The organism is Candidatus Omnitrophota bacterium, from assembly GCA_018830005.1.
In the GTDB taxonomy this organism is placed as follows: domain Bacteria; phylum Omnitrophota; class Gorgyraeia; order JAHJTE01; family JAHJTE01; genus JAHJTE01.
In genome coordinates this window covers 162,963-188,233 of record JAHJTE010000003.1, presented here as the reverse complement: position 1 = coordinate 188,233, position 25,271 = coordinate 162,963, and the positions used below count along the sequence as shown (strand labels likewise).

The following is a 25,271-nucleotide window of genomic DNA, read 5'->3' as shown; positions in this document are numbered from 1 at the left end:
TTTTATCTCCTGTTGGTGGGATTGGTTTTTTGTTGTGCAATGTACATCAGTATCCAGATTGGAACTATGACGGGGCAGAGCGTTACTATTGCTATGATGATTGACGCCACAAAAGGGGCTGCGCAGATACCGATGATTACCAGCACAAATTTTCCCAGGGGACGGAGAAGGCTTTTCCAGTCATATGGTGGCGGGTGGGATCTGAGTTCTTCTGGTATTTGCTGTTCTGTCAGCAGTTCGAGCAGCTCGTCCTGTAATTTTTTGTCATCTATCACGTTTCTTGCTCCTTTCGTATCAGTTCTGTTATGTCTGGTATCAGCTGCGATATGGTTATTTTGCTTTCTTGTTCGGGGCTTAGCTGAAACTGCGCTTTTATGTTAAACTCCTGAGATTTGTCAGGGTTGGTGTTTATGATTATTGTTTTGTCAAATCCTGCTTTGATGTTTTTGATGGCTTGTTGCATTTCCCATTCGGGCGTTGTTGTCGTGCTTATTTCTACTGCGATTATTTCTCCGTTGGGGAGCATTATGCCGATGTCTGCTTCTTTATCTTTGAGCTTGAAGTTCGGCTCTGCTTTGTGTCCCGCTTTTTTGAGCTGTGCGACGTAGCGGGCTACGTGGAAGTCGTGTTCTATTTCTGCTCCTCTGGTGCGAGGCTGTTCTACGCCGAGCTGTTGGCATGCCTGTTTGGTGAGCGCGAGTAGGATTGGTTGTCTGCCGCGCTGTTGTGTGGGAATGGTGATTTCTCTTACGAGGTGACGCATTTTTTTCATAAGGTTGTCTGCTTTTCCGGCTGAGAGATTGAGGCTTTTGTAGTGTTGTGTTTTGGAAAGTTCGGGGTGTAGTTTGATGTGCCATAATAGTTCTTTTTGTTGTTGTGTGAGTTCTTGTGGCTGTTCGTTTTTGAGTTGCTCCGTGTGTTTGCAGTTTGGGTACTGATTGCAGGCTATGAATTTTCCAAATTTTCCTTCTTTAATTATTAGTTCTCCGGTTCCGCATCTGGGGCACTTTTGTGCCGGCTTGAATTCCTCGATAGTTATTGTCTGTTTTTTCATTTTTGTGGGGTACTGGTTTATGATGGGTTGGCTTTCTTGTTCGGCTTCTTGGTCGCTGAATTCTGTGAGCCCGGCATTTTCAGGAGGGGGGTCCAGGGTTATTTTGTGTGGTTTTTGTCCTTCTTGTTTTACGACTGACTGTCCTGTGACGAACAGGGTTGTGTGTATTGTTTGTGTTTGTGTCATGCCTACGGTATCGCTCATGTAATTTCTGCTGGGCCCGTCTTCCAGGGGAAGGAGGATTTTTGTGGCTGTGTTGCACTTCACGCTTTCTGACAGCTTTTTTGGTTCTTGGCTTGAGATGAACCATGATTCTTGGAATTCCCTGCCAAGCTCTATGAGTGTGAGGATGCTTAGCTTTTTTGTGACGCTGTGGAACTCTATGGTTTTGCTTAGCAGCATGTTTCCTTCGTCGCAGAAGTTTGCGTGAAACGGGCTTTTGATGTTGTTGCTGATTTTCCATTTCAGGTAGTAGGCTGGGAGGAGGGTGCCGAAGAAGCTTTTGTATGAGCCTGCCGAGTCAAGCTCTGCTACGACGTTGTGTTCTTGGATTATGCGGTGGATGGGAAGTCCTTCTGCGCAGTCTAGCATTGGCCCGAATGATAGGACTAGTGTTTTTAGGCTTCGGAGGCAGCTGTCCCGCCATCCCAGCTGTCTTAATGTGCGGAATTTTTTTCCTTTTTCTTCGATTGATTGGTAAAGGTCAAAGACGGTTATGGCGCCTTTTTTGTTTCGTAGTTCGCAGAGAGAGTCAAGCAATAGGCTTGTGGAGCCTTCAGCCAAGAATGTGGTTTCTGCGAGCAGTCTGATAAAGAGGTCGTCCTGTTCTATCTGGCTTACGCCTGGCAGTCGCTGTAGGGGGTTGAGTTTGAAGTTGGTGTTTTCTTTGAAGCGCAGGATGAGCATTGGAATGCGGTGGAGCAGTTCGCGCGTGTCTTTCTTTATGTCAATCGCCAAGAACTTTGTTCCCATTTTGTGCAGGAAGGTCATTGTGTTTTGGAAAAATGATGTTTTTCCAAAGCCTGTTGTTCCTGTTATCAGGAGGTGTTTGGTGAAATTTTTTATTTCAAGGTGGTATGGCCTGTTGTGTTCGTCTAAGCCGATGCGCATTTTGCCTTGCTGTGTTGTGGGGGGTGGTGGCGTGGCGAATGGGCTTTGGCTGATCTGTTTGTTCATTACATAAGGGTGGTTGTGGATTGCGCGCATTAGCGTATGGTATGCTGTGGTGTTGCGCTGGTTTCTTGCAAAAGTTTTGAAAAGGCGAAGTATGACCTCGTTGTTTTGCAGGCCGAAGAATTCTATTGTGTTCCGCGCTTGTTGGAATCTGGGGCTTACCTTCACAATTTTTTTCTCCTTTCTTATAGTCTTAGCGTTCTGAGGCAGTCAAGGCAGTACCATTTCTGACCGCGCTTGGTAAAGCATATCCTGTCGCCGGTTTTTCCGCACCCTTCGCATTCGAGGATTTTGGCGCAGTTGACGCACAGGATGTGGTAGGGTTCTTTCCACGTTTTTCTGCCTGGTGGCACGGGGTTGTCGCAGTATCTTCCGTAGGTCTTGATGGTGCCGGTGTAGCATCCGCAGTGAAATTTTTTTATGAAAAAGTTTCGTGTGCGGTTGCTGGAGCCGTCGGCTTCGGTTTTTTCTTTGTCTCTGAATGAGCTTCCAATGAAGTTTTGCTGGACATAAGCGTCTACAGGAATGGTGTTTATTGTGTTTTCGCTCAGATCCTGTCCCATTGATTCCTGCATGATTTTTTCAAGCTCATTATTTTTTTCCATAGTCTTACTTCTCCCGTTTTTATAGCGTGAGTCCTGCTTTTTTGAGTGTGTCGTAGGCGTACTGGTCTGCAAGGTTTTCTTCGCGTTCATTAGCATAGCGAAAGTTTTTGAGTCTTGCTGCGTAATGGTAGAATTCGTGCAGGAATATGTATGCAATGAATTGGCAGTAGTTTCTTATCGCTATCAGGCGTTTTGCAGGCTTGTAGTAGACGTTGTTGTTTTTGCGCATAAATATTTTTATTGTAGGCGGCTTATCATCAATGAACAATCCGTTAAATTTTTCCTCTTCGATGTTGGGGAACGTGATGTAAACGACGAGGTCTGCGGTATCCACGCCAGTTGCTAGGATGCGCAGAATTCTTTCTACTGCTTTAATATTTGTGTAATTGATTACCTTCATGATTTCTTTTTCCTTCTTGAGAAAGTAATGGGGGGGGCTGCTTGCGCCCCCCTAGCTAACCGGTTATTGGTAGTTCCTTCTGCTGGATGCTTCGTTGATCCTACGTTTAGAATTTGATGAACCCTGGGGGAGTGGGCATCATCTGCCACCGCATGCTATCTATCCCAAGAGGTCTGTGCAATGGTCTCATGTAATGCAAATCAGGCTTCGGAGGAAATACTGGCTCACGCTCTATTGGTTTCTTCTCGTGCAAAATCTTTCTTCCGGGGTCATCAAAGGTTTCACCGAAGATTTTTTTGTGACTCTTTGGTTTATCAGGCCAAAGATAATTCGGGGTTAGCGGGCTGAACTTGTCGTCATCGCACTTACAAGAATAAGAGTTGCAAAATGAACAGTACATATTTTTACCTCCTCTTTTTTCGTTCCAACTATTTGTTGTATCGAACACCCTCTTTTTTCCAAGAATTTTTACCCCCTTTCAGCTTGACTTTTTGTTCTTCACCTAATAGTCGAATCATTCCGCAAGATTTTCCAAACTTTTTTCAATTTCCACATTTATTTTTCTACTCCTTAGTCGTGTTGAATTAGCCAAATTTTCCAGAAAAGTGCTTTTTTTGAGAGAAATATTTATCAGAAACTTTGGAAAATATAGTTCTTTCCGAACGACTAATAGCAAAGGGTGTGCCTACTTGTAGGAATACGGGATCAGATAGATAAGTATATATATTGTTAATATAGGAGTTATGAATATGGGATGGTTTGGCAGGAGACGCGAGTTGAGTCCGGAAGAAGTGCGGCTTATAGAGAAGGTTGAGAAGCAGTTAGCGGTACTTATTCAGGAGTGGGATGGGAGTTACAAGAATAAGGATTTCCTGCTCGAGCTTAAATATGAGAGTTTTATTAGAGGACTTATCAGGTATTTTAATCACTATTTCAGTCCGCATATTCATTTTGCTGAAAACGAGCCTGAGCCTGGTTGTAAATCTTTGTATTTTGAAAAAAAGCTTTTTAAGAAGCTTTGGGGTGAGATGGTGGTTCTTTATAGGCGCATTCCGGTATTAATAAGGAAAGGTAATGGGGAAGACGCGATTAAGTTATTACTAAAGGATATTGATTTGTTTGAAGTAAGGATTGTGCGTTTGACTAAAGATGAAGCAGTGCGGTGGGATTCTAGAGTAAAAGCTTTACGTGAGTACATCGCGGGTAAGAGTGTTGAGCACTTATCGTTGCCCGTAAACAGTTATGACAAGAAACGGATAGTTTCTTTGTATCAGTGTGATAGGCATGATGTTAGGGCTTCTGGTATTGCTGCAGCAGAGGATCTTGTTGTAGAAGCTGTTTACGTGAAAGATAATCGTTTGCGGTTTACTAACAGGATTATAGAGGTTTGCAAGCTTATGAGGAATGATTTAATGTCGCTTTTGTGATTCACCAGCTAAAATTGGGACGACGCTATTATTTTCTCAATTTCTTCTTCTGTGTTTTTGGTTAACTGCTTGAATTCGTCTGAATTAAGCCCATAGCACTGGCGTGCTATATGCAGGTGCATGCGTATTTTTCTTAAGTCCTTGTCGTAGCGGAATCGGAAAAAACGGTCATTGTTTATGTGAAGATATTTTTTTGTGATTTCTTCGATGTATTGGGGCTCAAGTTGCGGGAGAGCGCTTGTCAGGTAGAAGGTGTTTTCGATGTCGGCTTTTTTCCGCCATGTTGTCAGGAGCCATTGTTTGCATTTTTCATAGTTTGGGATGTGGGATGAAAGACGGTTTAGAGTGTTAATCGCGTAGAATGTTTCTTCTATGCTTGGCTGGCCGAAGTACGGTGTGACAAAATTGCCGTCATTAATATTCTGGCATGATATTATCCATTCTGATATTTTGTCCTTGTCGATGCTTTTCAGGGTCTGGAGCACGCTGATTATTTCTACCGCGTAGTATGTTTCCCTTAGCCTGGGCTCCCCGCCTTTTGCTGCGCCAAAGCCTCCTTTGTTGTTGTAAAGTGAGGTCAGGAAATGTGTCGTTTGTTCTTTTATTAGGGATGTTTCATGTGTGTCATGCTTGATGATGTTTGTTGCGCAAAACGCGATATATGCGGTTTCTAAGTTGCTGTTTGGGAATTCAACGAATTTATTTTTTTCCAAGTGGTTTTTGGTCTTGGCAAGAATTGTTTTATAGATTCTTGAGAAATCTTTGTGTTGGACGAGTTCGGATATGCCTATCATTTCAGAGCAGTTAACTATCTTGGATGGAATGTGGTCTTTTTCCCGGGCATACAGCGTCCAAAAAGCACCTATGAAGAAAACTGCGAGAATAATAAATTGTTTGGAAGAGTACAGCTCTGATGATCTTGATGCGCTAATTAGGTTTCTCGTGAATTCGAGTGTGTTGCTGTCTAGAATGGTGTTGAGGAATAAATATATTGGTATGCATAAAAGTAGAGGGATGCTGAAGTCGAAAAGGGCTATAAGTGCGGCAAAGCGAAGCCTGGATAATATGCCGTGTCCTTTAGCTTCGCAGCATATCGAGCGGTTGAATATTTTTGGGTAAAAAGAGCGGTCATCCCATATGATGATATTTTTCTTGGGAGGTATGCGTAGCCATATGCCATATGCGATTACGAATGAGAATATTGCAAGGAAATAATTGGGTTTGAAAAGAAATCCCAGCAGCAGGGGTGGCGCCACTATGAATGCGATTACAATGGGTGTTACTGCTAATAGCGTTTTAAGAAGTTTTTTTGATGCAGGATTTGTTTCGTTAACTAAGGATATTATTAATGTAAGAAGAAGTGTGGCAGCTATGACTGTCAGCGCGCTGAAAGATGTCAGGAACCAGAAGAAATATGGGCCTCGGGATTCAGCAATAGATGCCATTGCTCTTGTAGTGTTTCCTAAAAATATAAATGTGAGTGTTGAGATTGCAGTGAAAATCAGCGTTTTAACAACGATTGGTTTAAGGTACGTATTCATGTTATTTAGTGGGCTTATGGTGTTCTTTATTGGGAGGGTTAAGAACATGGCGCTTAATAAGGGTGGTGTAATGAAGGCTATCATATAGGTTGTTGAGCCCGCCCAGCCGTCGATAACACTTTTTAATGGCATGAAATGAGTGAAGAATTGTCCAATGCCTTCAAGCAGGGCATATGTTAATATGACATTTAGTATTGCTATGAAAATAATTGATTCGTTGGTCGGGTATGGGATTTTGGGTGATATATACTCTTGTTTGGTTATAGCTTCCGAGCGCTTCTTGTGTGAGGGGTGTGCCAGCCTGTTTAGTGAGGAAAAGCCGGGTCCGCGGGAAGGGCTTACTGTTTCGGGTTGGTGTTCGTGCCAATTCAGGAAAGTTTCTATTAGCGTTTTGTTTGTGCCCGGCTTTTTTTGGGACAACAAGTTGCTTTTACTATAAGAGAGGTAGAGCATGGCTGAGGCGTCAGACAGGTATTCCCTTGTTCGTCTAAATGATGCTGTTAGCAAAAAGAGTAATGCTATGCCTGATATAGAAGTGAGGGGTGAGATGCCAAACTTATTTATTTTGCCAAAATATACGTGAGCAGAGAGTATCACAGACGCCAGAAACCAGAGGATACTTTGAGTTATAAGCGACGATGAGTGTGTCCAGTAGCTGGTGTCCTTGTTTTTTATGTGTGATAGCTCGTGAAGAATTATAAAATCGCGAAATGTTTCATAGTGTTTTTTCCAATTTGCATCTGTGGGTTCTATCCCGGTTTCTTTTGTCATAAACCTTTCGATGTATTGTCGTAAGTTAGAGGGGAATATCACAAAGCTTTTCCTGAGTAACGGGTAAGATTGGACTTCGGGTGTTCGGTTTTTTTCTTTTGCAAAGAGGATGGTTGGTGCTTTTGGCAAGCCTATCGCATCGGATAGGTCATTGGCTTTTTCAACTATTTCTGCGTCTTCGTAATCTTTGGATGTCCGTATAATTTTTTTGAGATATTTTGACAGCCTTACTAAGCTGACAAGCAGGGTTGTAACTAATATGAGGCATGGTAGCGCGGCTAGAAGCAGTCGGTGATTCGTGGGTATTCGCATGTTGAGAATGAAGGTGGAATGGGCAATGGTTATGAGCGAGCTTGTCATTATAAGCCCCGTTACGATATAGGCTAGGATAATTCTTATTGAAGATTCGCTAAGGTCGATAGTTACGGATTTTTTTGAGAATCCATGCCATGCGATTAAAATGAAAAGAATGGTGCAATAAAGGAAGTTGAATGTTTCAACTGAAATAGACATGGTTTTTTATTTAAGGTGCTCACAATATTCCAGTAGAGCGTTTTTCAGTTTTCTGTCGGCCTTGAGTTTTTTGCACTGTTTTTCGATACATTTCTTGTATTGCTCGCGTGTCCAGTCCGGCTTGGCTTCTTTGAGGACTTCCTGCATTATCAGCACTGTCTTCGCAATTATTTGTTGCTTATTCTGAGAGAAACCCATTCCCCTTACTGGAACTGTTGCCAGTTGTTCTCCTGCCAAGATACTTTCTCTTATCGCTCCGAATGCGCCATCAAACCATTCCTGCATAGCCGGATAATACTTGTTGATGAATGCTTCGCTTAGCCCGCGAACTTTGTCCAAGAGAGCTGCTGCCTCAAGGCTTGGTTCTGCATCTGCCAGCAGTTGCTCTATGGTTTCTGTTGCTGGTTGGTGTTCTTTGATGTATTCTGCGGCTATGTGGAAGCACTGGGCGCAGTTGAGGAGGTGGCTTTCCATTTTTTGCAATTCTTTCCCTTGAAGTTGTCCGTCAAGGAGTGCTGCGAAGGTGTTGTCATCGGGGCAGGTGGGTGCTTTTTCTATCTTGGCGTAGTCTGGTTTGTCTCCTTGCAGTTTTGCAAATAGCTTTATTGTTTTTAGTTTTTCGCTGCATTCCGCACAGCTGTGAATGTGTTGCATTAGCTTCTCGGGGAGATGGGGGTAGAATCGTATGAGGTGCCCGCTTATTTTGCATAATTTATTCATATTTGTTCCTCCTCGTAATCCGGATTTAGGTCGCTAAACAGTTCTCTAAACTTATCTTCTGCTTTGAGTATGTGGTTGTATACTGTTGTCTGTTTTATGTTGAACATCTGCCCGATTTGTTTATATGTGAGTCGTTCGAGGTGGTGTTTTTCCATAAATACCGTTTTTTGAAGATTCCACGTATCTCGCATTTCTTTTAGTGTTTTCCAGACAAGGCTTGTGGTTTCTTCTTCTATGAGTTTGCGAGTTACTGACCTGTCTTTTTTTGCTTTGCCATTAAGTACTACCGGGTCATATGATGATTCTTTGTGTCTCGTGATGTTTCTGATGAAGTCTATGGTGCGTCCCCTTACTACTACGAACAGCCATGTACTTAGTCGAGATCTGCCTTGATATTTTCCAAGTCCGCCTTTGTAGAGTAGGTACATTATGATTTCTTGGCTTATGTCTTCTAGGTAGGTTGCCATTTCTCCGTACAATCTTTTTTTAATAGTTTTTTCTATGTTTGCTTTGTAGCGTTTGTAGAATTCATCAAAGTCACTGTTTTTTATGCAGTGTTGAGCAAATTCGTAGTCTTTAGCGTATTGCGATTCTTCCATACGGAATCCCTTTTATTCTTCCTGCCGATAACATTCTTGCGTGAAACGCATTATTTTGCCGGGTTTGTTTGGCGTTGGCAGCTGTTTTATTGCTATGTTGGTTTGCCGAATATAATCGTTCAAGTTGCCGATGGATATTTCTATCTTATCAAGGAGTTCCTGTTCTTTGATATAGTCGAATTTTGTTTTTAGTGTACATTTGAAGTAGTCTAGTGACTTGTCGTGGAATTCGTATAGGAGATCTAATGAGCGAGTGTCGTTTTTGAAAGCTTTTTCTAAATATGAATATTTATCGTAATAGTCAGGCATATCTTTTGTCCACTTTTATATTTTGGCTATTATGATACCACATCTTCTCGCGGGTATCCAGACCGTTCTTAGTGCGCAATCGGGTTTGTAATTCAGTTTCGGGTAGAAAAAGAAACTTGCTTTATTATTTAAGTCGAATTTGTTCTATATTGCCGAGGCTGTTTGTTTTTAGTCCGGTTGGGTTTAGTCCGATGTCTACGATTATTGCTGCTTCTGGGCCGAGGGGGAATGCGTAATGAGTTCGCGGGTCTATTTGCTTCTTGTCTTTGATGTCGGAATGGTAGTTTGTGATGTTTTTTTCCAGCGTGCTTGTCTCTTCCGTGTTGCTGGTTGGGTTGTATCTTGTCATGCCTTTTATGTAGTCCAAAAATTTGTTGTAGTGTTTTGCTAGGATTGACTCGTATGCCTGCGGATTCTTGACTCTAGCAAATAAGAGTTCTTGACTCTGTAATTCCGGAGCGTATGCTCTAAGTCCAACACTGTAGGTTGCTTTTTCTAGTGGCGAAAATCCTATGCCGTAATTGCTTTTCTTATACATTTTCTAATATTTCCTGAAATACTAGCGGGATATTTAAGGCTTATTGTTTTTGTGCATAAATCTTTCGGATTTTCTTTCGTAACCTTTTTAAGCATGTTCTTGTTTTTTTGGTGCCATGGGGATTAATGACTGTGTAAAACATTCCGTGAAGGAGTTGGAAAGGCCTGGCGTGGTTTACGCCAGGGTTTTTCCTAATGGGGATTATGACATTTTGAGGAATATTGTTGACCTTGATGCTTGGCTGAAGGAGTCTGAGGATAATAGGATTGCGTGGGATCCTGCCAGTTATTTTGACAGTTTGCTGAAAGGTGCCTGGAAAGAAGCTGAGAAGACTATGAGGTGTGCTGACGTTCCTGTTAATCTTTATGATGGCCCTGATTATCGAGGTGGCTATAGATGACTGACGCGTTGTTGAGGGTGTGGCGGAAGAAGAAAGTTACTCGCATCAGGAGGATTCCTGTTGGCGATTCCAGTAGTTCTTATGGTAGCGGTATCGTTTATGCGAGGCAGACGTATTCAATATCTGAGGAGATGTGTCTTCGGCTGCCGAACACTAGCTTGGCTGACTTGAGGGGCGACACTATTGATAAGATTATTGATGAGTGCAAGGCCGGTTCCCGCCAAGCTGAAGGTGTTGGCAGTGTTGAGAAGAAGCTTCTGTCAGATAAACGGTATTATTCCCGGTACTGATTGCCTTATTCCTTTTTTCTAATTATTTTTTCCTTTTTAAGTTTTGTCGCACGAATTTTATTATTTCTTGGCAGAAATAAAATTCTTGCTCTCGTTTAGAAGAGCTGGAATGGAGTTTATGAAAATGGGAGATGGAAACAAGCCTGAGAAGAAGTTTAGCACAGGAGCTATAAGTGCTACTGTCTGGAAGAATGCCAGGAACATTAAGGGCAAAGATGTTGAGTATTGTTCTGTGACGTTGCAGAGGCGTTACAAGGATAACAATGGTGATTGGCAGAGTTCGAGTTCTTTAGGAGTGAATGATTTGCCCAAGGCTGTTCTTGTTCTCGAGAAGGCGTTTGAGTACTTGGTGCTGAAGGAGGGAGAGCAGGACGGTGATGTTGAGGGGTGAATCCCCCTCTTTTTTTGCTTGGAGGTGTTGAGGATGTTACAAAATGTTCCGTTTCAGTTGCCGACTTTTAGGGGTTTCACTGTTGATGCTGTGCTTATGCAGTTTAGGAAAGTGGATTATGAACGGAAAGAGATTGAGTTTGTTGAATTTGAAAGTGAGCAGGGAAAGCAGCTTCTGGGTGAGATGCAGGAGTATTTTTCTTTTCTGTTTTAATCTTTTTTTCTGTGTCTGATTTCTTGTGTTTTTTTCACGCCTAAAGGTTTATGGAGGCTTTTGCTCGTTCGCAAAATCCGTTCCTAAACCTTTTCCCTTAGGGGCCGTCTAAAACATTACATAGTTTGTGGTGGCTTTTGTTTGGTTGGGTGTCCTCCATTTCTTTTTTCTAATAGCTGGCGCTATAAAAAAGAAATTCGGAGGTGTTCGATATGTGTAAAGACAAAGTTGTCAGTGAGTCTGGTTCGTGGCTGGTGTATCGTGTCGTGGAGTATGTGAGGCAGTTTGATGTCTGGTTTGATGTTGAGGATGTCTTGGATGATTTGCAGGGTGTCCTGGCGTCATACGGTGTATGTGCGGTTCTCACGGGGTGGGAGCAGGAGCTTCTGAAGGCTGAGCTGGTTGGGTTGGCTGAGCAGGCGGAGTTCAGGGAGGTTTCGAGGTTGGTTCTTAAGGAGGAGGAGCTTTTGATTTAGGTTTGCTTCCTTTTTTTCCTTTCATTGTTTCTTCTTTTTTGTTTGGTGGTCTGGATGCGCTGTATTGCCTTTCGGCTTGCTGGCGCTGTATTCTTGGCCCTCCTTGTTTTTATGTGGAGTTTTATTTTTGGGTGGGCGTTTAGATGTGCCCCCTTTATCTTATATGGCATTATTCTAGGGGGGCTGGGGTGATGTAGCCTTTTTTGGGTTGGTGCTTGTTTGCCTTATGGGCTTGAAGGCGTTTTGTGTGTTGCCCCTTTTTATTATATGGGTTTATTTTTGGGGGCGATGTTGGTGGTGGGTATTGTTTCTACGGTGGTAGATTTGTTTCTACTGCGTAAGTGCTTGATTTGTGATTGGTTGGGTTTGTTTCTGGGTGTGGTATTATATAAATGAAGCTATAGAAACAAATAGCAAATCGTGTTTTCAGTATTCTGTTTTCAGTATTCTGTTGACTTTTAAAGCGCTTCCTGTACAATAGGAAGTAATAATAAGTAAAGATAAGTCGTCAATATCTCATAATCTGCCTCAATTCCGGAGCCACAAAGCTATGGATGACCTAAAAAAATATTTCACAGTAAAACAAGTCTCTAAGAAACTGGACGTAACCGAGAAATGGGTGCGCGACCTAATCAAGGCCAAGCAGATAAAGGCAACAAAGATTGGCAGGTGGCGGGTTTATCCCGAGGACTTGGAAAGCTTTATTAAGAGCAGGAGTAACATTGTTTCATAGGGGGTTAATTTGGTAAAGAAAGAAGTAGATACGATAGATGCTGTCCCTTCTAAAAGGATATTTCTTTCCATTATTGCGGATTATGACCTTAATCGCTCCATTTGTGAGCTAATTGATAATGCCCTTGATATATGGGTGAAAATCGGCAGAAAGAGGTCTTTAGAAATCCATATAGATATTGATAAAGACAGGCAGTTGATTAATGTTTCTGATAGTGCCGGGGGAATTAAGAAATCCGAACTTAATTTAATTGTTGGGCCCGGGCAGACTAGTAATTTGCCAACAGATGAGACAATAGGGATTTTTGGAGTTGGAAGCAAAAGGGCGGTTGTAGCTTTGTCTCAGGATATACGAATAATAACTCGGTATGCTAAAGAAAAAACTTATAGTATAGAATTTGATGAAACTTGGCTTGATAATGATGATTGGGAGCTACCTGTTTATGAGGTTGATCAGATAACTGAAGGAACTACTAGAATTGAACTTCATAAACTTCGTTTTGTAATAACCGATGGTAGTCTCAAATACCTTAGAGAGCATTTAGAAGCTACCTACGCCAAATTTTTATTTAATAAGCAGTTAAAAATTCAGCTTAATGCAGACGTTTTAAAACCACATATCTTTGAAAATTGGGCATACCCTCCGGAGTATTTACCACATAGGTATCATGGTGATTTACCAAGCGCAGAAGGTAAGGTTGTTAAAGTTGAGGTTCTTGCTGGTCTCAGCATGGAGTCAAGTCCTGCTAGTGGTGAGTATGGGGTCTACTTCTACTGTAATGACCGATTAATTGCGAAAGCTCTCAAAAATTATGAAGTTGGTTTTACAAAAGGATTAGCAGGACGACCGCATCCCAGCATTTCCCTCACCAGAGTCATTGTTTCGCTTAAAGGAGAGGCTGACTTAATGCCATGGAATAGCAGTAAGTCAGGGATTAATCAAAATCATCCAATTTTTGTTGCGTTGCGTGGTTGGCTTGTTCAGGTTGTGAAAGATTTTGCGTCACTTTCTAGGAGATGGGAGGGCGACTGGTCAGACAAAGTTTTTAAATATCCTTCCGGACATATTGTGGCAAAGAAGATAGACAATTTTCCGGAGGCAAAAAGGTCATATCTCCCCCCTTTGCCTAAAGCCAACTTAAGATATAGTGACATTATTAAGCAAGCTAATCGAAAGATTGCAAAGGATAAACCTTGGACAAGCGGTCTTTATGAAGGAATGATTGCTGTAGATATCATCTATCATCAAAAGCTAGAGCAAAAGAACCGCATCTGCCTGATATTATTAGATAGCACCCTAGAAATCGCATTTAAAGAGTATTTGGTCAATGAATCGAGACATCACTATACGGACAGAGAATTGTTAGACCTGTTTAATGCAAGGCATAAAGTTGAGAAAGAAATAAAAAAATACGTCAAGATTAGCGAGAAACTCTGGAAAAAGATTAACCACTACTACGGATTGCGATGTAAACTAATTCATGAACGCGCCACAGTAGGAATTGATGAACGCCAAATTGAAGATTATCAAGAAACCGTGCAGAAAGTACTAAAGAAACTTTTCAAATTACAGTTATAGAAGAAATATTAAGAAAGGCTACAAACACTGCCAAAGTTTATTAATGCTGAAATAATTTATAGCTATTAATAAGTGAGAGGCGAGTAAATATAACACACGATATACAAAGAGGTTGATTTATGATGAACACAAAAGAAGTGCTAGATAAGGTTTTTAAAGATCCTAAAACTCAGTATGAATTAACAGAATTTGAGAATTTAGAAAAACCAATACACGAAATAATCAAGATTTACCCTAAAGTAGTCGAATCAGGGCGCGAGGCAGGAAAAACAAAATATTATGTTAAAAGCATGATACCCTTTTCTTCAGGCAAAGAAGAAGTTCTTGTTTATTCAGCTGATGGCAAATCCCATCCTGAAGAAATAGTAAGGCAGCTTTGGGTGTACAAGCTCATATATTCCTATGAATATAAACCAGAAGAGATAGAGCTGGAAAAGTCCGTTCAATTTGGGACTGAAGTTAACACGAAAGCTGCCGACATCATCGTTTATACTGATTCAACAAAGCAAACACCCAAAATTATAGTTGAAGTTAAAAAGCCAAAACGCAAAGACGGAATTGAACAGCTTAAGAGTTATTTAAATGCTGAAGGCTCACCCGTTGGTGTATGGTCGAATGGAAGCGACAGTATCATACTATATCGTCCATATCCAAAAGAATTTGACGACACCCTATTTGACATACCTCGCAGAGGCCAGGAACCAAAAGATGTACTTGAAGCAAAGAAAACATTAGCCCACCTCAAAAAGAGTTTTAATTTCAAAAAAATAGTTCAAGATTTGGAAGAACTTGTTTTGGCAGACAGCGGAGTCGACGAATTCAACGAAATATTTAAACTTATTTTCGCTAAGATATGGGATGAAAAAGAAGCCGTAGAAAACCCCAAAAGAAGGAATCAAGAAGTCGAATTCAGGAAGTCAATAGACCCAGAAATAACCTATGACCGCATCAATAAACTATTCCATAAATCAAGTGAAGAATGGCCAGGCATATTTGACGAAAACGAGGATATTAAACTTCGAAAAGACCACCTGCAAGTTTGCGTAGGTCCCATTGAAGGGGTAAGACTACTAGGCTCAAACCTCAGGATTATGGATGACGCTTTTGAATACTTGCTACCGACAGAAGCAAAAAAGAAAAAAGGACAATTTTTCACGCCACGGCACGTCGTTGAAATGTGTGTTCGAATGCTCAATCCAAAAAAAGACGAATACGTCATGGATCCCGCATGTGGTTCAGGAGGATTTCTAATCCACGCTATGGAATGGTGCTATCCAGCAGCCGGCACTGCACAGCGCGAACTCCGCAAACACCGTTATGCATCAAAATACCTTTGGGGAATCGATTTCGAAATGCGAGCCGCAAAGACATCACGTGCATTAATGCTCATCGCTGGCGACGGTCACACCAATATCTTTGGACCAGACGTAAATAGTCTAGACCCAAAAACATGGTACAGCACACAATCAGGCCAAAAACTCATGCAAGGCCTCAAAGACGCCAAACTACTTAAAAATAGATTAATAGCTCAAGATGAATCAAATCTTCTTAAAGAAGAAGACCTCGCATGGAAATACTTTGACGAATTAAAGTTTGATGTCGTCCTTGCAAATCCCCCATTTGCAGGAGAAATGAAAGACAAGAAAATGCTTGCTCACTATGACCTCGCAAAACCAGCGCTCAAGAGAGCTAAAGACAAGCAAGCAAAGGAAGAACGAGACGTTCTATTCATTGAACGAATACTGAAATTTTTAAGACCGGGAGGGCGCGCAGGAATTGTCCTTCCGCAAGGAAAATTCAACAACTCATCACTGGCATTTATTCGAGAATGGATACTCCGAAAGGCTCGACTCTTAGCAGTTGTGGGACTTCATCAGAATACTTTTAAACCTCATACAGGCACCAAAACATCAGTACTATTCGTGCAGAAATATACTGAAGACGAATTGGCAAAAATTGAAAAAGCAAAACAGGCCATAGCCGCATCCTGCCCCGATTACGAAGCAATCATTAATTCATTGCTTAAGAAATATCAGAAAGCAACGGATATACCTGAAGACGTCATTCCTGAAGCAATTGCGGATTTATTACTAGAAACCTTTAGTGAACAGGAAGAAGCTGACCATATTAACGAAACAAATGAAGAAAACGAAGTCGAAGACGTTAAGGAAAGTGAAGAGGATGTCAATCCCTTAAGTATTGAAGAGAAAAAAGAGGAAGCCGAAGAAAAGCTCAACTCGTTAAAAAGCGAACTAATTAAAGCCAAACAAAAACTTTCTGACACGGAATCGGACATAGAAGCAGTAAGACTGAAATTACAAACTGAAATAAAGGCATTAGAAAAAGGATGGAAAGGAACCAATGGAGAGCTGAGCGCAGAAAAGAAAAAGCTAAAAGAAAATAGCAGGGCAGAAGAAAAAAAGCTTAAAGAAAAGATAAAAGGTCAACAGAAACGACTTAAAGCTGAAATTAAAGCGTTGGAAAAAGCAATACCTCAAGCAGAATACGAACTAAAAGCCCTAACTACTCGCGGAAAGCTGGAACTTGTGTTATTAGATAGTGACCTTATTGGAACACTTAAAAACCGCTACATCGACGCTGAAGTTGCTAAGAAATTGGACTATTCTATTTTTATGGCTGTGAGTGAACGGGGTGGTAAAAATAATTCTGGAGACTACGAGCACCTAATCGATGAAGACGGAAACCTAATCGAATTTCCAAATGGTCACCCCCAAGAAGGGCAACCAATGATTAATCAGGATTTGGTCAACTTCAACTTAACACCAGAAGACCTTGCCAACGCAAAAAAATTATCAGAAGACAAACTCTGCATAGCCGAATCCTTTGTCAAATTTGCATTAAAACAAAAATTCGACTTCTGGAGGACGGAATAATGGCTGTTTGGAGTGAAGTAAAAATATCCGACATTCAGTATACAAGAATTGATAGTGAATTTTATAAACCCCATTATCTCTGGGAAGATTCAGTTTGGAAATCATTTTCACAAAAGTATGATGTCAAACGGCTTTCTAAAATGATATCTGAACCAGTGCGAACTGGAAGAACACCACGAAACCGGAGAATAACTAAAAATGACTCCACTGTTCATTTTATTAAGACCAATACATTACGTGAGGGGCGTATAGATTACGATAATTGTGACTTTATTCCAGAGTACGCTTTATCGCCTAAGGACTATATTAACGATGACAGTGTTGTTGTAACAATAATAGGTGCAACTCATGAGATTGTTGGTCGTGCTGCAATAATCAGATCTGTTGACCCTAAGAGAGTAACAAATCAAAATGTTGCTATTATAAAGACTAGTAATTCCTTAAATCCTTATTATTTGACTGCTTATTTGCAAATCAAAATGGGTAGAGACCAGCTTTGGAGACATTCCCGCCAAACTGAACAGGTAAATTTAAACTGTCGTGAGGTTGAACGCATTTTAATACCAAGCCCTCCTATATCTCTGCAAGATAAAATCGGTAGTTTAATACAAAAATCATTTGCCCTTTTAGATAGCTCCAAATCCCTATACGCTCAGGCGCAGGAGCTTCTGGAAAGCGAGTTGGAGCTGGACAAGCTTGTCTTTGACAAGCCGCTGTCATATGAGGCAAGGCTGTCGGAGGTAGTGGGAAACAATCGAGCAGATGCGGATTATTATCAGATTGCGTTTCGTCAGATTGAAAGCCACTTGACGTCTATTCAAACGATTCCTCTTTCAAAGATTGCCACTTTTTCAAAAGGTATAGAAGTCGGCAGCGGAAAGTATACTGATTCAGGAAAACTTTTTGCAAGAGTAAGCAACATGAAAGAGATGGGAATTATCACGGGTAGCAGCGATAAATATATTTCCGATAGCTTATTTAAATCTCTAGCAGCTTTTAAGCCAGCAGTAGGGGAATTGCTTCTGACGAAGGATGGAACACCAGGTGTATGCTACTGTTTAGATACTCTTTTAGATGGTATAATTTCGAGTGGAATAGTTAGATTATCAATAATTGATCCTTCAATTTCTCCTGAATATTTAGCTTTAGCAATCAATTCAAAAGCATGCCGCATGCAAATCGAAAGAGAATGTTCAGGTGCTTTAATTGTACATTGGAAACTAGGATCTATAAAAAAATTGAAGATACCCTTATTATCAAAAAGTAAAAGGGATAAGTTGGCTGATTTGGTTATTCAATCTAAACAGGCGCTTAGGGAATCTCAAAATCTACTTGAAACAGCCAAGCGTCATGTTGAGGATCTTATTGAAGAGGCGGTGCAGAAATGAATCTAACAAATGAAGACAAAACACTCTTGCAGGACCTTTGCCGTCAGCACGAGGTCAATTTTGATAAAGTAATCAAGCTCCTTGAGACCGTTCAGGAACACGAATTTAAAGATCGCAGAGCAGGGATTTACGATGCTTTGCGTGAGATTATGAAGACCAATTTTGAGACAAACGAAGGTGCCGGCTAATGAGCGTTACTCCAGATGTTACCCCTTATTTGAAAGACCATACTTTGCTCGTAAAGCTTTGCCGAGAAGTAATTAAGCATCTTGATAGTAGCGTGCAAAAAAGTGAAATAAGAGAGCGTGAGAAGCAACTACAGGAGATTACCAAGACCATTAAGCGACTTGAAAAGGCAAATGTAGCTGTACCAGATGCGCTTCGTTCAGAAAAGTCTAGGTTGATAGCGGCCTTAAGCGGCCCCAATAATGCAGACAAATTATTTGGTCATCTTGCTGACGAATTTGAAGATATTGTTAACGAGTTGAGGCAGCGCATAGGAGGAAGTGATTCGCTAAACAATAGGGGCAAGAAAAAACGCACTCACTCACGTGCACCTAAAACTGAGGGAGCTGTGCTTCGCGAACTCATTATCAAAGCCTTGAAAAGATTGGGAGGCTCGGCACCTGGACGAAAGGTCCGAGAAGAGATTGAAAAAATGTTAGACGGCAAGCTCTTGCCACGAGACCTCGAATGGCGTAAAGCAACAAATGATTACATATGGCAGAATAACACTAATTGGGAACGATATCGAATGACGCAAGATGGCACACTAAAGAACAATTCGCCTCGAGGAATTTGGGAACTTAGCGAGGAACATCTATGAAACTACGCAAGTTAATAATTGAGAACTATAAGTCGTTTCAATTTCCTACAGAAATTCTTTTTCCAGACAATGAAGAAGGAAAAAGTATTTTTTTAATAGGAGGAATGAATGGGTCGGGTAAGACGGCTATCATGGAGGCTGTCAATTATTGCCTATATGGGGCAAAAAACGAAGAAATATATCGTTGTATAAACCGAAAAGAGAAAGCAAAGAACAACACGGCAGTTTCTTTTGAGCTCGCCATAGAAGAAGATGACGGTTCAGAACTAATCATTAAAAGGACATGGTCAGCCGGGACAGTGGAAGATCCAAAATCAAAAGACATAGCGGAACGGCTCGTCGTAGTAAAAGACGGGAAACGCGTTACCGTGCAAAATAAAGATATTTGGCAAGAATATATTCGTGCCGCGATTCCACCAGGAATAACTCAATTCTTCTTTTTTGATGGAGAAAAAATACAAGAGATTGCTTCTGATGACCATTCCGAAGTTCGCTTACAAACTTCTTTAGAAGCGGCATTAGGCATCCAATACATCAATAGGCTTGCAAGTGATGTGGCCTATCTTAAGCAAGAAGAACGCAAAGGCTTCATCGAGATTTCTGATGCAGACCTCGAATTCAAGCAAAGTGAATTGAAACGGGAAAAAAGCAAACGAGAAAAAAAGTGTACGGAAAAAGGCGAAATTAAGGCTGAAATTGTAGAATTCACTGAACAACAGGAAGAAGCAAAAAAACGTTTTCAAGCAGCCTTTCATGAAACTCCAGAATCAAAAGATGTTATCAGGCAGAATGAAAAAAGGCGTATTCAGGTAGCAAATAGGTTAAGCCAACTAGATAGCGAAATAAAACATCTATGTGAATCAGCGCTGCCATTCGGACTTGCTGGAAAACTTTTCGATAAAGTAAGGGCCCAAATTGAAAAAGAGCGCAACACTAATCACGGCGAAGCAATTCGTGAACACGCAGGAGAGCTTGCCAAGAAAATTGTGCGAGTAGTTGAAGAACCTGAACCTATATATCGCGAAAAACTTTCAATCGAGAAAATGAAGGAATTAGAACGACGCATTGAACGACTGCTTAGCGAAGGAGATTCGACGCATGTAGAAAAGGTTCTTAGCCTCTCCGAAAGAGATTCTGCAAAAGTGATGAATCAGATGGAAACTCTAGAAAAAAGTGATGTCTTCTTGGTTGCTCCTCTCTTAGAAGAAAAGAGGGAGTTGACAATTCAAATAAAAGAAATTGAAGGCTCTTGTCGAGGGAAAGGGGCAAGCGAATCAGAACGGGAATTATTTGCTATGCTTCAGGACCAGATAGAAAATTGTTCCATTCAAATCGGGAGAAAAACAGAGCAGCTTAGAATGATTGAAGACGAGATATTGACTATTGACCATAGCATCCGTGATATCGAAATAGAAATCGAGAAACTTTATGAAAAACACCACCTTTCAAAGGACAAGGCAGATTTTATTTCAGAATGTGACGCTATCTCCAATCTTTTGAACCAGTTTGTCGTTCGTCTAAGGAAAAATAAAGTACACTTGCTTCAAGAGAAAACCTTTGAAATGTATAAGCTGCTATCCAGTAAAGGCGGATTGATAAAAGACATTAATATAGATGACAAAACCTATGAAATCAGAATTATTGACCGTAATGGCCATGAAATAAGGAAGTCAGGACTTTCTGCAGGAGAAAAAGAAGTATTTGCCGTTTCGTTACTGTGGGGATTGGCCCAAACAAGCCAACTAAAGCTTCCTATCATAATTGACACTCCTCTATCAAGGCTAGATAGTACTCACAGAGATAATATTGTCAATAACTACTTCCCAAATGCAGGGGAACAAGTTATTATTCTTTCAACGGATACAGAAATAGACAAGAATTATTATCGAAATCTCTCAAATCATCTTGCAGGAGCAGCAAAACTAGAGTTCGATTCTAAGCAAGAACTTACAACCGTTAGAACCGGCTATTTCTGGGAGGACTAAGCATGGCCGATAGACTATACACATCAAGAGATACAGACGAGATATTGAGTGCGTTACGTCTGGAAACAAAATTAGAGAAATATATACTAGCTAGAATAGCGTTCATGCTTTCTCTGACAGAAGATGGAGTAAAAGTCGCTGAAAACACAGATTTTAGCGGTGCAGAAATTAAACGACCAACCTTTATCGGTGCTGATGAGGTGTTTCTTAAGACATTAATAAGTTCCGTATATCATCGAGCAGATATAAACGACGAAAATTTTTACTCAAATAAATCAATTGTGAAGAACCATATAGATAATGGCAGTATCAAGCTTCAAAGAATATTCGAAGAATGCGGAAATAATGCAGACCTGCTAATAAAGAAATTAGTTTCCAAAGTCGAGTTTAAAGGAAGGAAGGAAATGCTTGGGAAGGGATTCGAAATTCTGCTTGGAAAGACGCTATTGCAAAAATCTGATGTTGTTATAGAGTTAAACAACACAAATATTCATGCGAATTCTCACTTGGCGATTATGGGGAAGCCTGGGGTTGGGAAGACTCAGTTTCTTCTAAAGATTCTTACAGATATTCGTTTACAGTCAAATTTCCAAACAAACTTTATTTATTTTGATTATAAGGGTGATGTTGGAGACAACCAGAAGTTCCTAGACAATTCGAAGGTTCAGCTTTATCGTTTGCTGCAGGGAGCCCAAACATTACCCATAAATCCATTTATTCTGCCGGCATATGACGAACAAACAATAAATGTATCCGCAAGAGAAAAAGCAGAAAGTTTTGCTTCCATAAACTCTAAATTAGGAGTAGTCCAAAAAGGCGCTTTAACAGAAACAATCCGCGCAGCTTATTCCCGAAGAGCCAACACCGATAAACCATACCCAGACTTTAGAGATGTCTACGAAATAGCCCGCATCACCTATGAAGAACAAGGAAAACGTGATGACAGTCTTATAGAAGTGTTAAGAGACCTATCTGACTTTGACCTATTCTGGTCCCACGGATCAGAAATTCCACCAATAGAAAGACTGACAGACCGAACATTACTAATAGACGTCCACACAATGCCAGTGCTTAAGGAATTAGTGGCATACCTAGTAATAGAAAGACTATACAAAGAAATGACAACCATGCCTGATAGCCCCGTCGAAAACAATAGGCGAACTATAAGAACGATCCTAGTATTTGATGAAGCACATAATTATCTGGGCCAAAAAAATATCTTCCTTGAAAAAATAATCCGAGAAGGCAGATCAAAAGGGGTCGTCGTATTCTTCGCCAGCCAATCACCAAACGACTACCAACAAAAATTCTTTAATTTCCAAGAACTCCTAGAATTTGCCTTTATTTTTCAATGCGAGGGAGTTTCGTCATCATCCGTCCAAGAAATCCTCGGGTGCAACACAAAAACCGCTAAGGACCTTCAAACAGAAATAGCCAGATTGGAACCTTGGCAAGTAATAAGCAGAAGTATTGATAAAAAAGACGAATTCATGAAATTCACCGCGGAAGCATTCTACAAGAACTATTGATTTATCCTTTCATTAGTTCTTCTTTTATTCCTTCTCCCATTTCTGTAAGCTTGTATAGCCTTCCTGTTTTTGCTTCCGGATTCAAGCATGTTGCCAGTCCTTGTCTGACGAGGCTTCGGAGTGTGTCGCTTGTGTTGTTGAGGCTTATTTTTTCGTCGTATTGCTTGCTCTTTTTGCATATTTGGCTGGGTGTCATTTGGTGTGTGATTGTTTTGAGTGTTGCTGTGCGTTGTTTGCCTCTGACTACCCAGGCGTATGTGTTTAAGTCTACCATCTTTTTTATGCTTGAGGGGTACTGCGTGTAATTAAGATTTACACTGAATCAGTGCTGAAGAACTTGCGGGATAAATTGGGGGCATAAGGCTTATATATTTGGTGGTTATTCAGGATATTAATTGTGTTCTTTTGGAAAAAAAGGGGTGTTCTCGCGAGGTGATTTACTATGGAGTCGAAGCTAGAAAAAGTTATGGCTGTGGTTGAGCGGGTCAAGGCTGACTGTGAGGAACTCGAACGTAAGGGCGAGCTTACTGAGCGCGGCAGGGGCCAGCTTGACGTTGTCAAGCTCATAGAAGATGCACTGAAGGATTAAGTGCGTTGTCAGTGCAAAGCTTATATTAAAAGTAGTTACTACTTCTGGATAGATGAATAACGATTGTTTGGAAGGAATTGTGCGCAGCCAAGGCTTTAGTAGCTTGGATGATTTTGTTAAGGCAAACTTATCTTATTTGCCGCGCGAGAAGAGGCTGCTGTTCTTTCGCCTGATTTATTCCAGAGCTAACTATGTGGTTTCTGAGCGAGGTGTGCCTTATGGCTAAGGTGTGGGTTGCTTTTCGTGTTAAGTCTGGCCATTATAGGGCTTTGAAGCGCGAGGTTTCTAAGGGTAAGTCGCTGACGGGTGTTTTTGAGGAGCTCTTGGATGAAAAGTTTCCCGTGTCTTCCCGGTTGTCCGGCCTGTAGCCTTGCTGATTGTGTAGTATTTCTTTTGCCAGGTCTTGTAGTATTTCTTGTTTCATGGTGGATATTTGCTTGGTGAATTGGCTTACTGTTTCTTTTAGGTTTTGTATTTGCTCGTCTTTTTTTGTTTCCTCGATTACGTGTTTCCTGTCTAGTGGGCGCTTGCATTGCGGGCAGGTGATGTCTGTGCTGCCGGCTACGGTGTTGCAGAAGGCGCATTTCTTGTTTGTGAGAGGGTTATTGTCGGTGGCTACTGGTATCAGGCCTCTTTTTTGGAGTTGCAGCTTTAGGGCTTCGTTTTGGCTGCTTTGGTCGTATGTTTTCAGGACTTGCGTGCTTGTCCATCTGGCGGCGTGCTGTATTTCCATGTCGCTTTCTCCTCTAAGCCTTCTTAGGGTTACGCCGTTTCTTTTTAGGCTATAGCATGTTATTGGCTTGTTTATTCGGAGGTCCTTAACGGCTTTTGCCAGCATTTTGTTTATGTTTGTTGGCTTGAATTGTTCGAGTGTGTTGGTTGTTCCCGTGTTTACAAAGAGGAATGCTTGGGGGTTGTTCTTTAGCGGATGTTGGTTAAGCCATTTAAGGAGGTATGGGTAGCTGTCTATGCATTGAAGTATGCCTGTTCCTTCTTTGCCGTGTTCGGAAAGAAAGATTTTGGCATAGTTGTCGTGCATCTCGACGTTGCCTATTCGGAGGTAAAGCAGTTCTTGCGGCCTGCCGAGGCTTTCTAGGGCTAGTGTCAGGTATGCTTGCATTCTTGGGTCTTTTCCGAAATAGCTGATTATGTTTTGGAGTTCTTGTGTTGTGAATTTGTCCTTGCGTATTTTTTGTCTGCTTTTATCGATGCTTGGAGAGACGTGCCTAACGGGATAAGGTGTGATAGTATCCTCTGTTCTGCCGTGCGAGTCCTTTTCTGGAAATAGGATTTTCCAGATGTATCTCAGGTGTTTGATGAAGTGGTTTTTGCTGGAAGGTGTTTTATAACTGCGGTGGGCGTGTGCCATTAGCTTGTTTATGTCTTCCCTGGTGCATTCTTCAAGGTTTTTAGGGACATGGTGGCAGATGAACAGGATATCCCGAAGAATTCTCATCCTTGCGATATAAGACATGTCTTTTGCCTCCAAGTACTCAACCATCTGGTAAAAATAAGAGAGGTTCGCCTTGTTAAGACAATAATATTTTCTTCTGGAACCTCTTAACGGGATTATTGGATCTCTCAGCACTACCTTAAGATAAACATCAGGTGGCAGAGTAAGATACCTAATATTTTGCTTAAAATTCTCATAATGCCTTTTGTTCCCATAAATATCGTCTTCAGCCATATTCATCACCTCACAGTAACGCACAATATAAAAATATTGTTTAACAACCAATAGAACACTAAACCAGTCTCCGGCTGAGCTCTGAGCCCATAGTTGAGAAGGTTCAATGTGCTATTGAAAAAAGTTGTTTGCGTGTGAAAACAAGAGTTGTTTAAGTATAAATATCTTTGGTTTGTTTAGAATATAGTTTGATTTGTTGATATGATTTGCTCCATTTTCTTAAGCGTCTTATTTACTTGCTTCTTTAAGTGCACTATGTTTCCACTGATTCTGTGCTCTATGTCCCCTGAATCTTTAACCTTTTTTATGGTGTCGTCCATTGCTTCGCTTGTTGCTTTGAGGAATTTGGTTTCTGTGGCTATGTTGTTGAGGAGCTGCGCGTACTTTTTTGCTTCTTTGTCTGTCATGTCCGCTGCGCTATTTTTGAGGCTTTCATAGATGGCCAGGAGGCTGCTTATTTTTTGCAGGATGCCTTCCAGCTGGGCTGCGTAAGAGTTTGCCCTGTATATGTCTGTTACGGCGTGCTGTGTGACGAGGTAGAGCTGGTTTATGTCTCTTTTCTGTGCTTCGAGGATTTCAAACATTTTCTTGATGAGGTGTTGCGCAGATGCCACAGAATCAGTTATGGGGTTAGCTGTTTAA

27 protein-coding genes are annotated in these 25,271 nt (G+C 41.1%); 16 read left to right on the top strand and 11 right to left on the bottom strand.

The window, feature by feature from the left end; genetic code table 11:
- Nucleotides 1-2: 2 nt before the first annotated feature.
- From KJ593_07590 to KJ593_07575, 4 genes are all read right to left on the bottom strand, one after another.
- Complete coding sequence (locus KJ593_07590; protein MBU2541751.1) at nucleotides 3-275, bottom strand: hypothetical protein; 273 nt, start codon at nucleotides 273-275, stop codon at nucleotides 3-5.
- On the bottom strand, nucleotides 272-2,260 hold the full coding sequence (locus tag KJ593_07585; protein MBU2541750.1) for a topoisomerase DNA-binding C4 zinc finger domain-containing protein: 1,989 nt from the start codon (nucleotides 2,258-2,260) through the stop codon (nucleotides 272-274). The genes KJ593_07590 and KJ593_07585 overlap by 4 nt, the downstream gene beginning before the upstream one ends.
- A gap of 152 nt (nucleotides 2,261-2,412) precedes the next feature.
- Nucleotides 2,413-2,832, bottom strand: a complete 420-nt coding sequence (locus tag KJ593_07580) for a hypothetical protein (GenBank protein MBU2541749.1) — start codon at nucleotides 2,830-2,832, stop codon at nucleotides 2,413-2,415.
- A 19-nt stretch (nucleotides 2,833-2,851) separates the two neighbouring features.
- Nucleotides 2,852-3,232, bottom strand: coding sequence for a hypothetical protein (locus tag KJ593_07575; GenBank protein MBU2541748.1), 381 nt, complete (start codon nucleotides 3,230-3,232; stop codon nucleotides 2,852-2,854).
- A gap of 743 nt (nucleotides 3,233-3,975) precedes the next feature.
- Between KJ593_07575 and KJ593_07570 the strand changes: the two genes are divergently transcribed.
- Nucleotides 3,976-4,659, top strand: a complete 684-nt coding sequence (locus KJ593_07570) for a hypothetical protein (GenBank protein MBU2541747.1) — start codon at nucleotides 3,976-3,978, stop codon at nucleotides 4,657-4,659.
- A gap of 8 nt (nucleotides 4,660-4,667) precedes the next feature.
- Here KJ593_07570 and KJ593_07565 read toward each other — a convergent pair whose 3' ends face one another.
- The 4 genes from KJ593_07565 to KJ593_07550 form a co-directional block, all read right to left on the bottom strand.
- Nucleotides 4,668-7,484 carry a M48 family metalloprotease gene (locus KJ593_07565; protein ID MBU2541746.1) on the bottom strand — a complete coding sequence of 939 codons (2,817 nt, stop codon included), beginning with the start codon at nucleotides 7,482-7,484 and terminating at the stop codon, nucleotides 4,668-4,670.
- A gap of 6 nt (nucleotides 7,485-7,490) precedes the next feature.
- Nucleotides 7,491-8,204 carry a hypothetical protein gene (locus tag KJ593_07560; GenBank protein ID MBU2541745.1) on the bottom strand — a complete coding sequence of 238 codons (714 nt, stop codon included), beginning with the start codon at nucleotides 8,202-8,204 and terminating at the stop codon, nucleotides 7,491-7,493.
- A complete protein-coding gene (locus tag KJ593_07555) occupies nucleotides 8,201-8,803 on the bottom strand; it encodes a sigma-70 family RNA polymerase sigma factor (protein ID MBU2541744.1) in 603 nt (200 codons plus the stop codon). Before KJ593_07555 ends, KJ593_07560 begins: the two co-directional genes overlap by 4 nt.
- A 433-nt stretch (nucleotides 8,804-9,236) precedes the next feature.
- Nucleotides 9,237-9,650: a hypothetical protein gene (locus KJ593_07550; GenBank protein ID MBU2541743.1), complete on the bottom strand. Its 414-nt coding sequence runs from the start codon at nucleotides 9,648-9,650 to the stop codon at nucleotides 9,237-9,239.
- Nucleotides 9,651-9,765: 115 nt separating this feature from the next.
- Between KJ593_07550 and KJ593_07545 the strand changes: the two genes are divergently transcribed.
- The 13 genes from KJ593_07545 (at nucleotide 9,766) to KJ593_07485 (ending at nucleotide 22,353) form a co-directional block, all read left to right on the top strand.
- On the top strand, nucleotides 9,766-10,050 hold the full coding sequence (locus KJ593_07545; GenBank protein MBU2541742.1) for a hypothetical protein: 285 nt from the start codon (nucleotides 9,766-9,768) through the stop codon (nucleotides 10,048-10,050).
- Between the two features lie 17 nt (nucleotides 10,051-10,067).
- Nucleotides 10,068-10,340: a hypothetical protein gene (locus KJ593_07540; protein ID MBU2541741.1), complete on the top strand. Its 273-nt coding sequence runs from the start codon at nucleotides 10,068-10,070 to the stop codon at nucleotides 10,338-10,340.
- Between the two features lie 109 nt (nucleotides 10,341-10,449).
- Complete coding sequence (locus tag KJ593_07535) at nucleotides 10,450-10,731, top strand: hypothetical protein (GenBank protein MBU2541740.1); 282 nt, start codon at nucleotides 10,450-10,452, stop codon at nucleotides 10,729-10,731.
- Nucleotides 10,732-10,764: 33 nt separating this feature from the next.
- Nucleotides 10,765-10,944, top strand: a complete 180-nt coding sequence (locus KJ593_07530) for a hypothetical protein (GenBank protein ID MBU2541739.1) — start codon at nucleotides 10,765-10,767, stop codon at nucleotides 10,942-10,944.
- A gap of 212 nt (nucleotides 10,945-11,156) precedes the next feature.
- Nucleotides 11,157-11,420: a hypothetical protein gene (locus KJ593_07525; GenBank protein MBU2541738.1), complete on the top strand. Its 264-nt coding sequence runs from the start codon at nucleotides 11,157-11,159 to the stop codon at nucleotides 11,418-11,420.
- Nucleotides 11,421-11,970: 550 nt separating this feature from the next.
- On the top strand, nucleotides 11,971-12,153 hold the full coding sequence (locus tag KJ593_07520) for a helix-turn-helix domain-containing protein (GenBank protein ID MBU2541737.1): 183 nt from the start codon (nucleotides 11,971-11,973) through the stop codon (nucleotides 12,151-12,153).
- A 9-nt stretch (nucleotides 12,154-12,162) separates the two neighbouring features.
- Nucleotides 12,163-13,731 carry an ATP-binding protein gene (locus tag KJ593_07515; GenBank protein ID MBU2541736.1) on the top strand — a complete coding sequence of 523 codons (1,569 nt, stop codon included), beginning with the start codon at nucleotides 12,163-12,165 and terminating at the stop codon, nucleotides 13,729-13,731.
- Nucleotides 13,732-13,853: 122 nt separating this feature from the next.
- Nucleotides 13,854-16,625 (top strand): N-6 DNA methylase, encoded by a 2,772-nt coding sequence (locus KJ593_07510; GenBank protein MBU2541735.1) that lies wholly within the window; start codon nucleotides 13,854-13,856, stop codon nucleotides 16,623-16,625.
- On the top strand, nucleotides 16,625-18,013 hold the full coding sequence (locus KJ593_07505; protein MBU2541734.1) for a restriction endonuclease subunit S: 1,389 nt from the start codon (nucleotides 16,625-16,627) through the stop codon (nucleotides 18,011-18,013). The genes KJ593_07510 and KJ593_07505 overlap by 1 nt, the downstream gene beginning before the upstream one ends.
- The gene (locus KJ593_07500) at nucleotides 18,010-18,201 is read left to right on the top strand and encodes a hypothetical protein (protein MBU2541733.1); all 192 of its coding nucleotides are present in this window, start codon (nucleotides 18,010-18,012) and stop codon (nucleotides 18,199-18,201) included. The genes KJ593_07505 and KJ593_07500 overlap by 4 nt, the downstream gene beginning before the upstream one ends.
- Nucleotides 18,201-18,839: a hypothetical protein gene (locus KJ593_07495; protein ID MBU2541732.1), complete on the top strand. Its 639-nt coding sequence runs from the start codon at nucleotides 18,201-18,203 to the stop codon at nucleotides 18,837-18,839. The genes KJ593_07500 and KJ593_07495 overlap by 1 nt, the downstream gene beginning before the upstream one ends.
- On the top strand, nucleotides 18,836-20,824 hold the full coding sequence (gene dndD / locus KJ593_07490; protein ID MBU2541731.1) for a DNA sulfur modification protein DndD: 1,989 nt from the start codon (nucleotides 18,836-18,838) through the stop codon (nucleotides 20,822-20,824). The genes KJ593_07495 and dndD overlap by 4 nt, the downstream gene beginning before the upstream one ends.
- A gap of 2 nt (nucleotides 20,825-20,826) precedes the next feature.
- Nucleotides 20,827-22,353: a DndE family protein gene (locus KJ593_07485; protein MBU2541730.1), complete on the top strand. Its 1,527-nt coding sequence runs from the start codon at nucleotides 20,827-20,829 to the stop codon at nucleotides 22,351-22,353.
- 1 nt (nucleotide 22,354) lies between these two features.
- On the opposite strand, the gene KJ593_07480 is transcribed toward KJ593_07485, so the two are convergent.
- Nucleotides 22,355-22,627 (bottom strand): hypothetical protein, encoded by a 273-nt coding sequence (locus tag KJ593_07480; GenBank protein ID MBU2541729.1) that lies wholly within the window; start codon nucleotides 22,625-22,627, stop codon nucleotides 22,355-22,357.
- Nucleotides 22,628-22,795: 168 nt separating this feature from the next.
- Here KJ593_07480 and KJ593_07475 point away from each other — a divergent pair, with 168 nt between their 5' ends.
- Together KJ593_07475 and KJ593_07470 are read left to right on the top strand one after the other, a co-directional pair.
- On the top strand, nucleotides 22,796-22,942 hold the full coding sequence (locus tag KJ593_07475; protein MBU2541728.1) for a hypothetical protein: 147 nt from the start codon (nucleotides 22,796-22,798) through the stop codon (nucleotides 22,940-22,942).
- A 52-nt stretch (nucleotides 22,943-22,994) separates the two neighbouring features.
- A complete protein-coding gene (locus KJ593_07470) occupies nucleotides 22,995-23,168 on the top strand; it encodes a hypothetical protein (GenBank protein MBU2541727.1) in 174 nt (57 codons plus the stop codon).
- Nucleotides 23,169-23,201: 33 nt separating this feature from the next.
- On the opposite strand, the gene KJ593_07465 is transcribed toward KJ593_07470, so the two are convergent.
- Nucleotides 23,202-24,629 (bottom strand): site-specific integrase, encoded by a 1,428-nt coding sequence (locus tag KJ593_07465; GenBank protein ID MBU2541726.1) that lies wholly within the window; start codon nucleotides 24,627-24,629, stop codon nucleotides 23,202-23,204.
- A 176-nt stretch (nucleotides 24,630-24,805) separates the two neighbouring features.
- Nucleotides 24,806-25,243, bottom strand: coding sequence for a hypothetical protein (locus tag KJ593_07460; GenBank protein ID MBU2541725.1), 438 nt, complete (start codon nucleotides 25,241-25,243; stop codon nucleotides 24,806-24,808).
- Nucleotides 25,244-25,271: the final 28 nt, after the last annotated feature.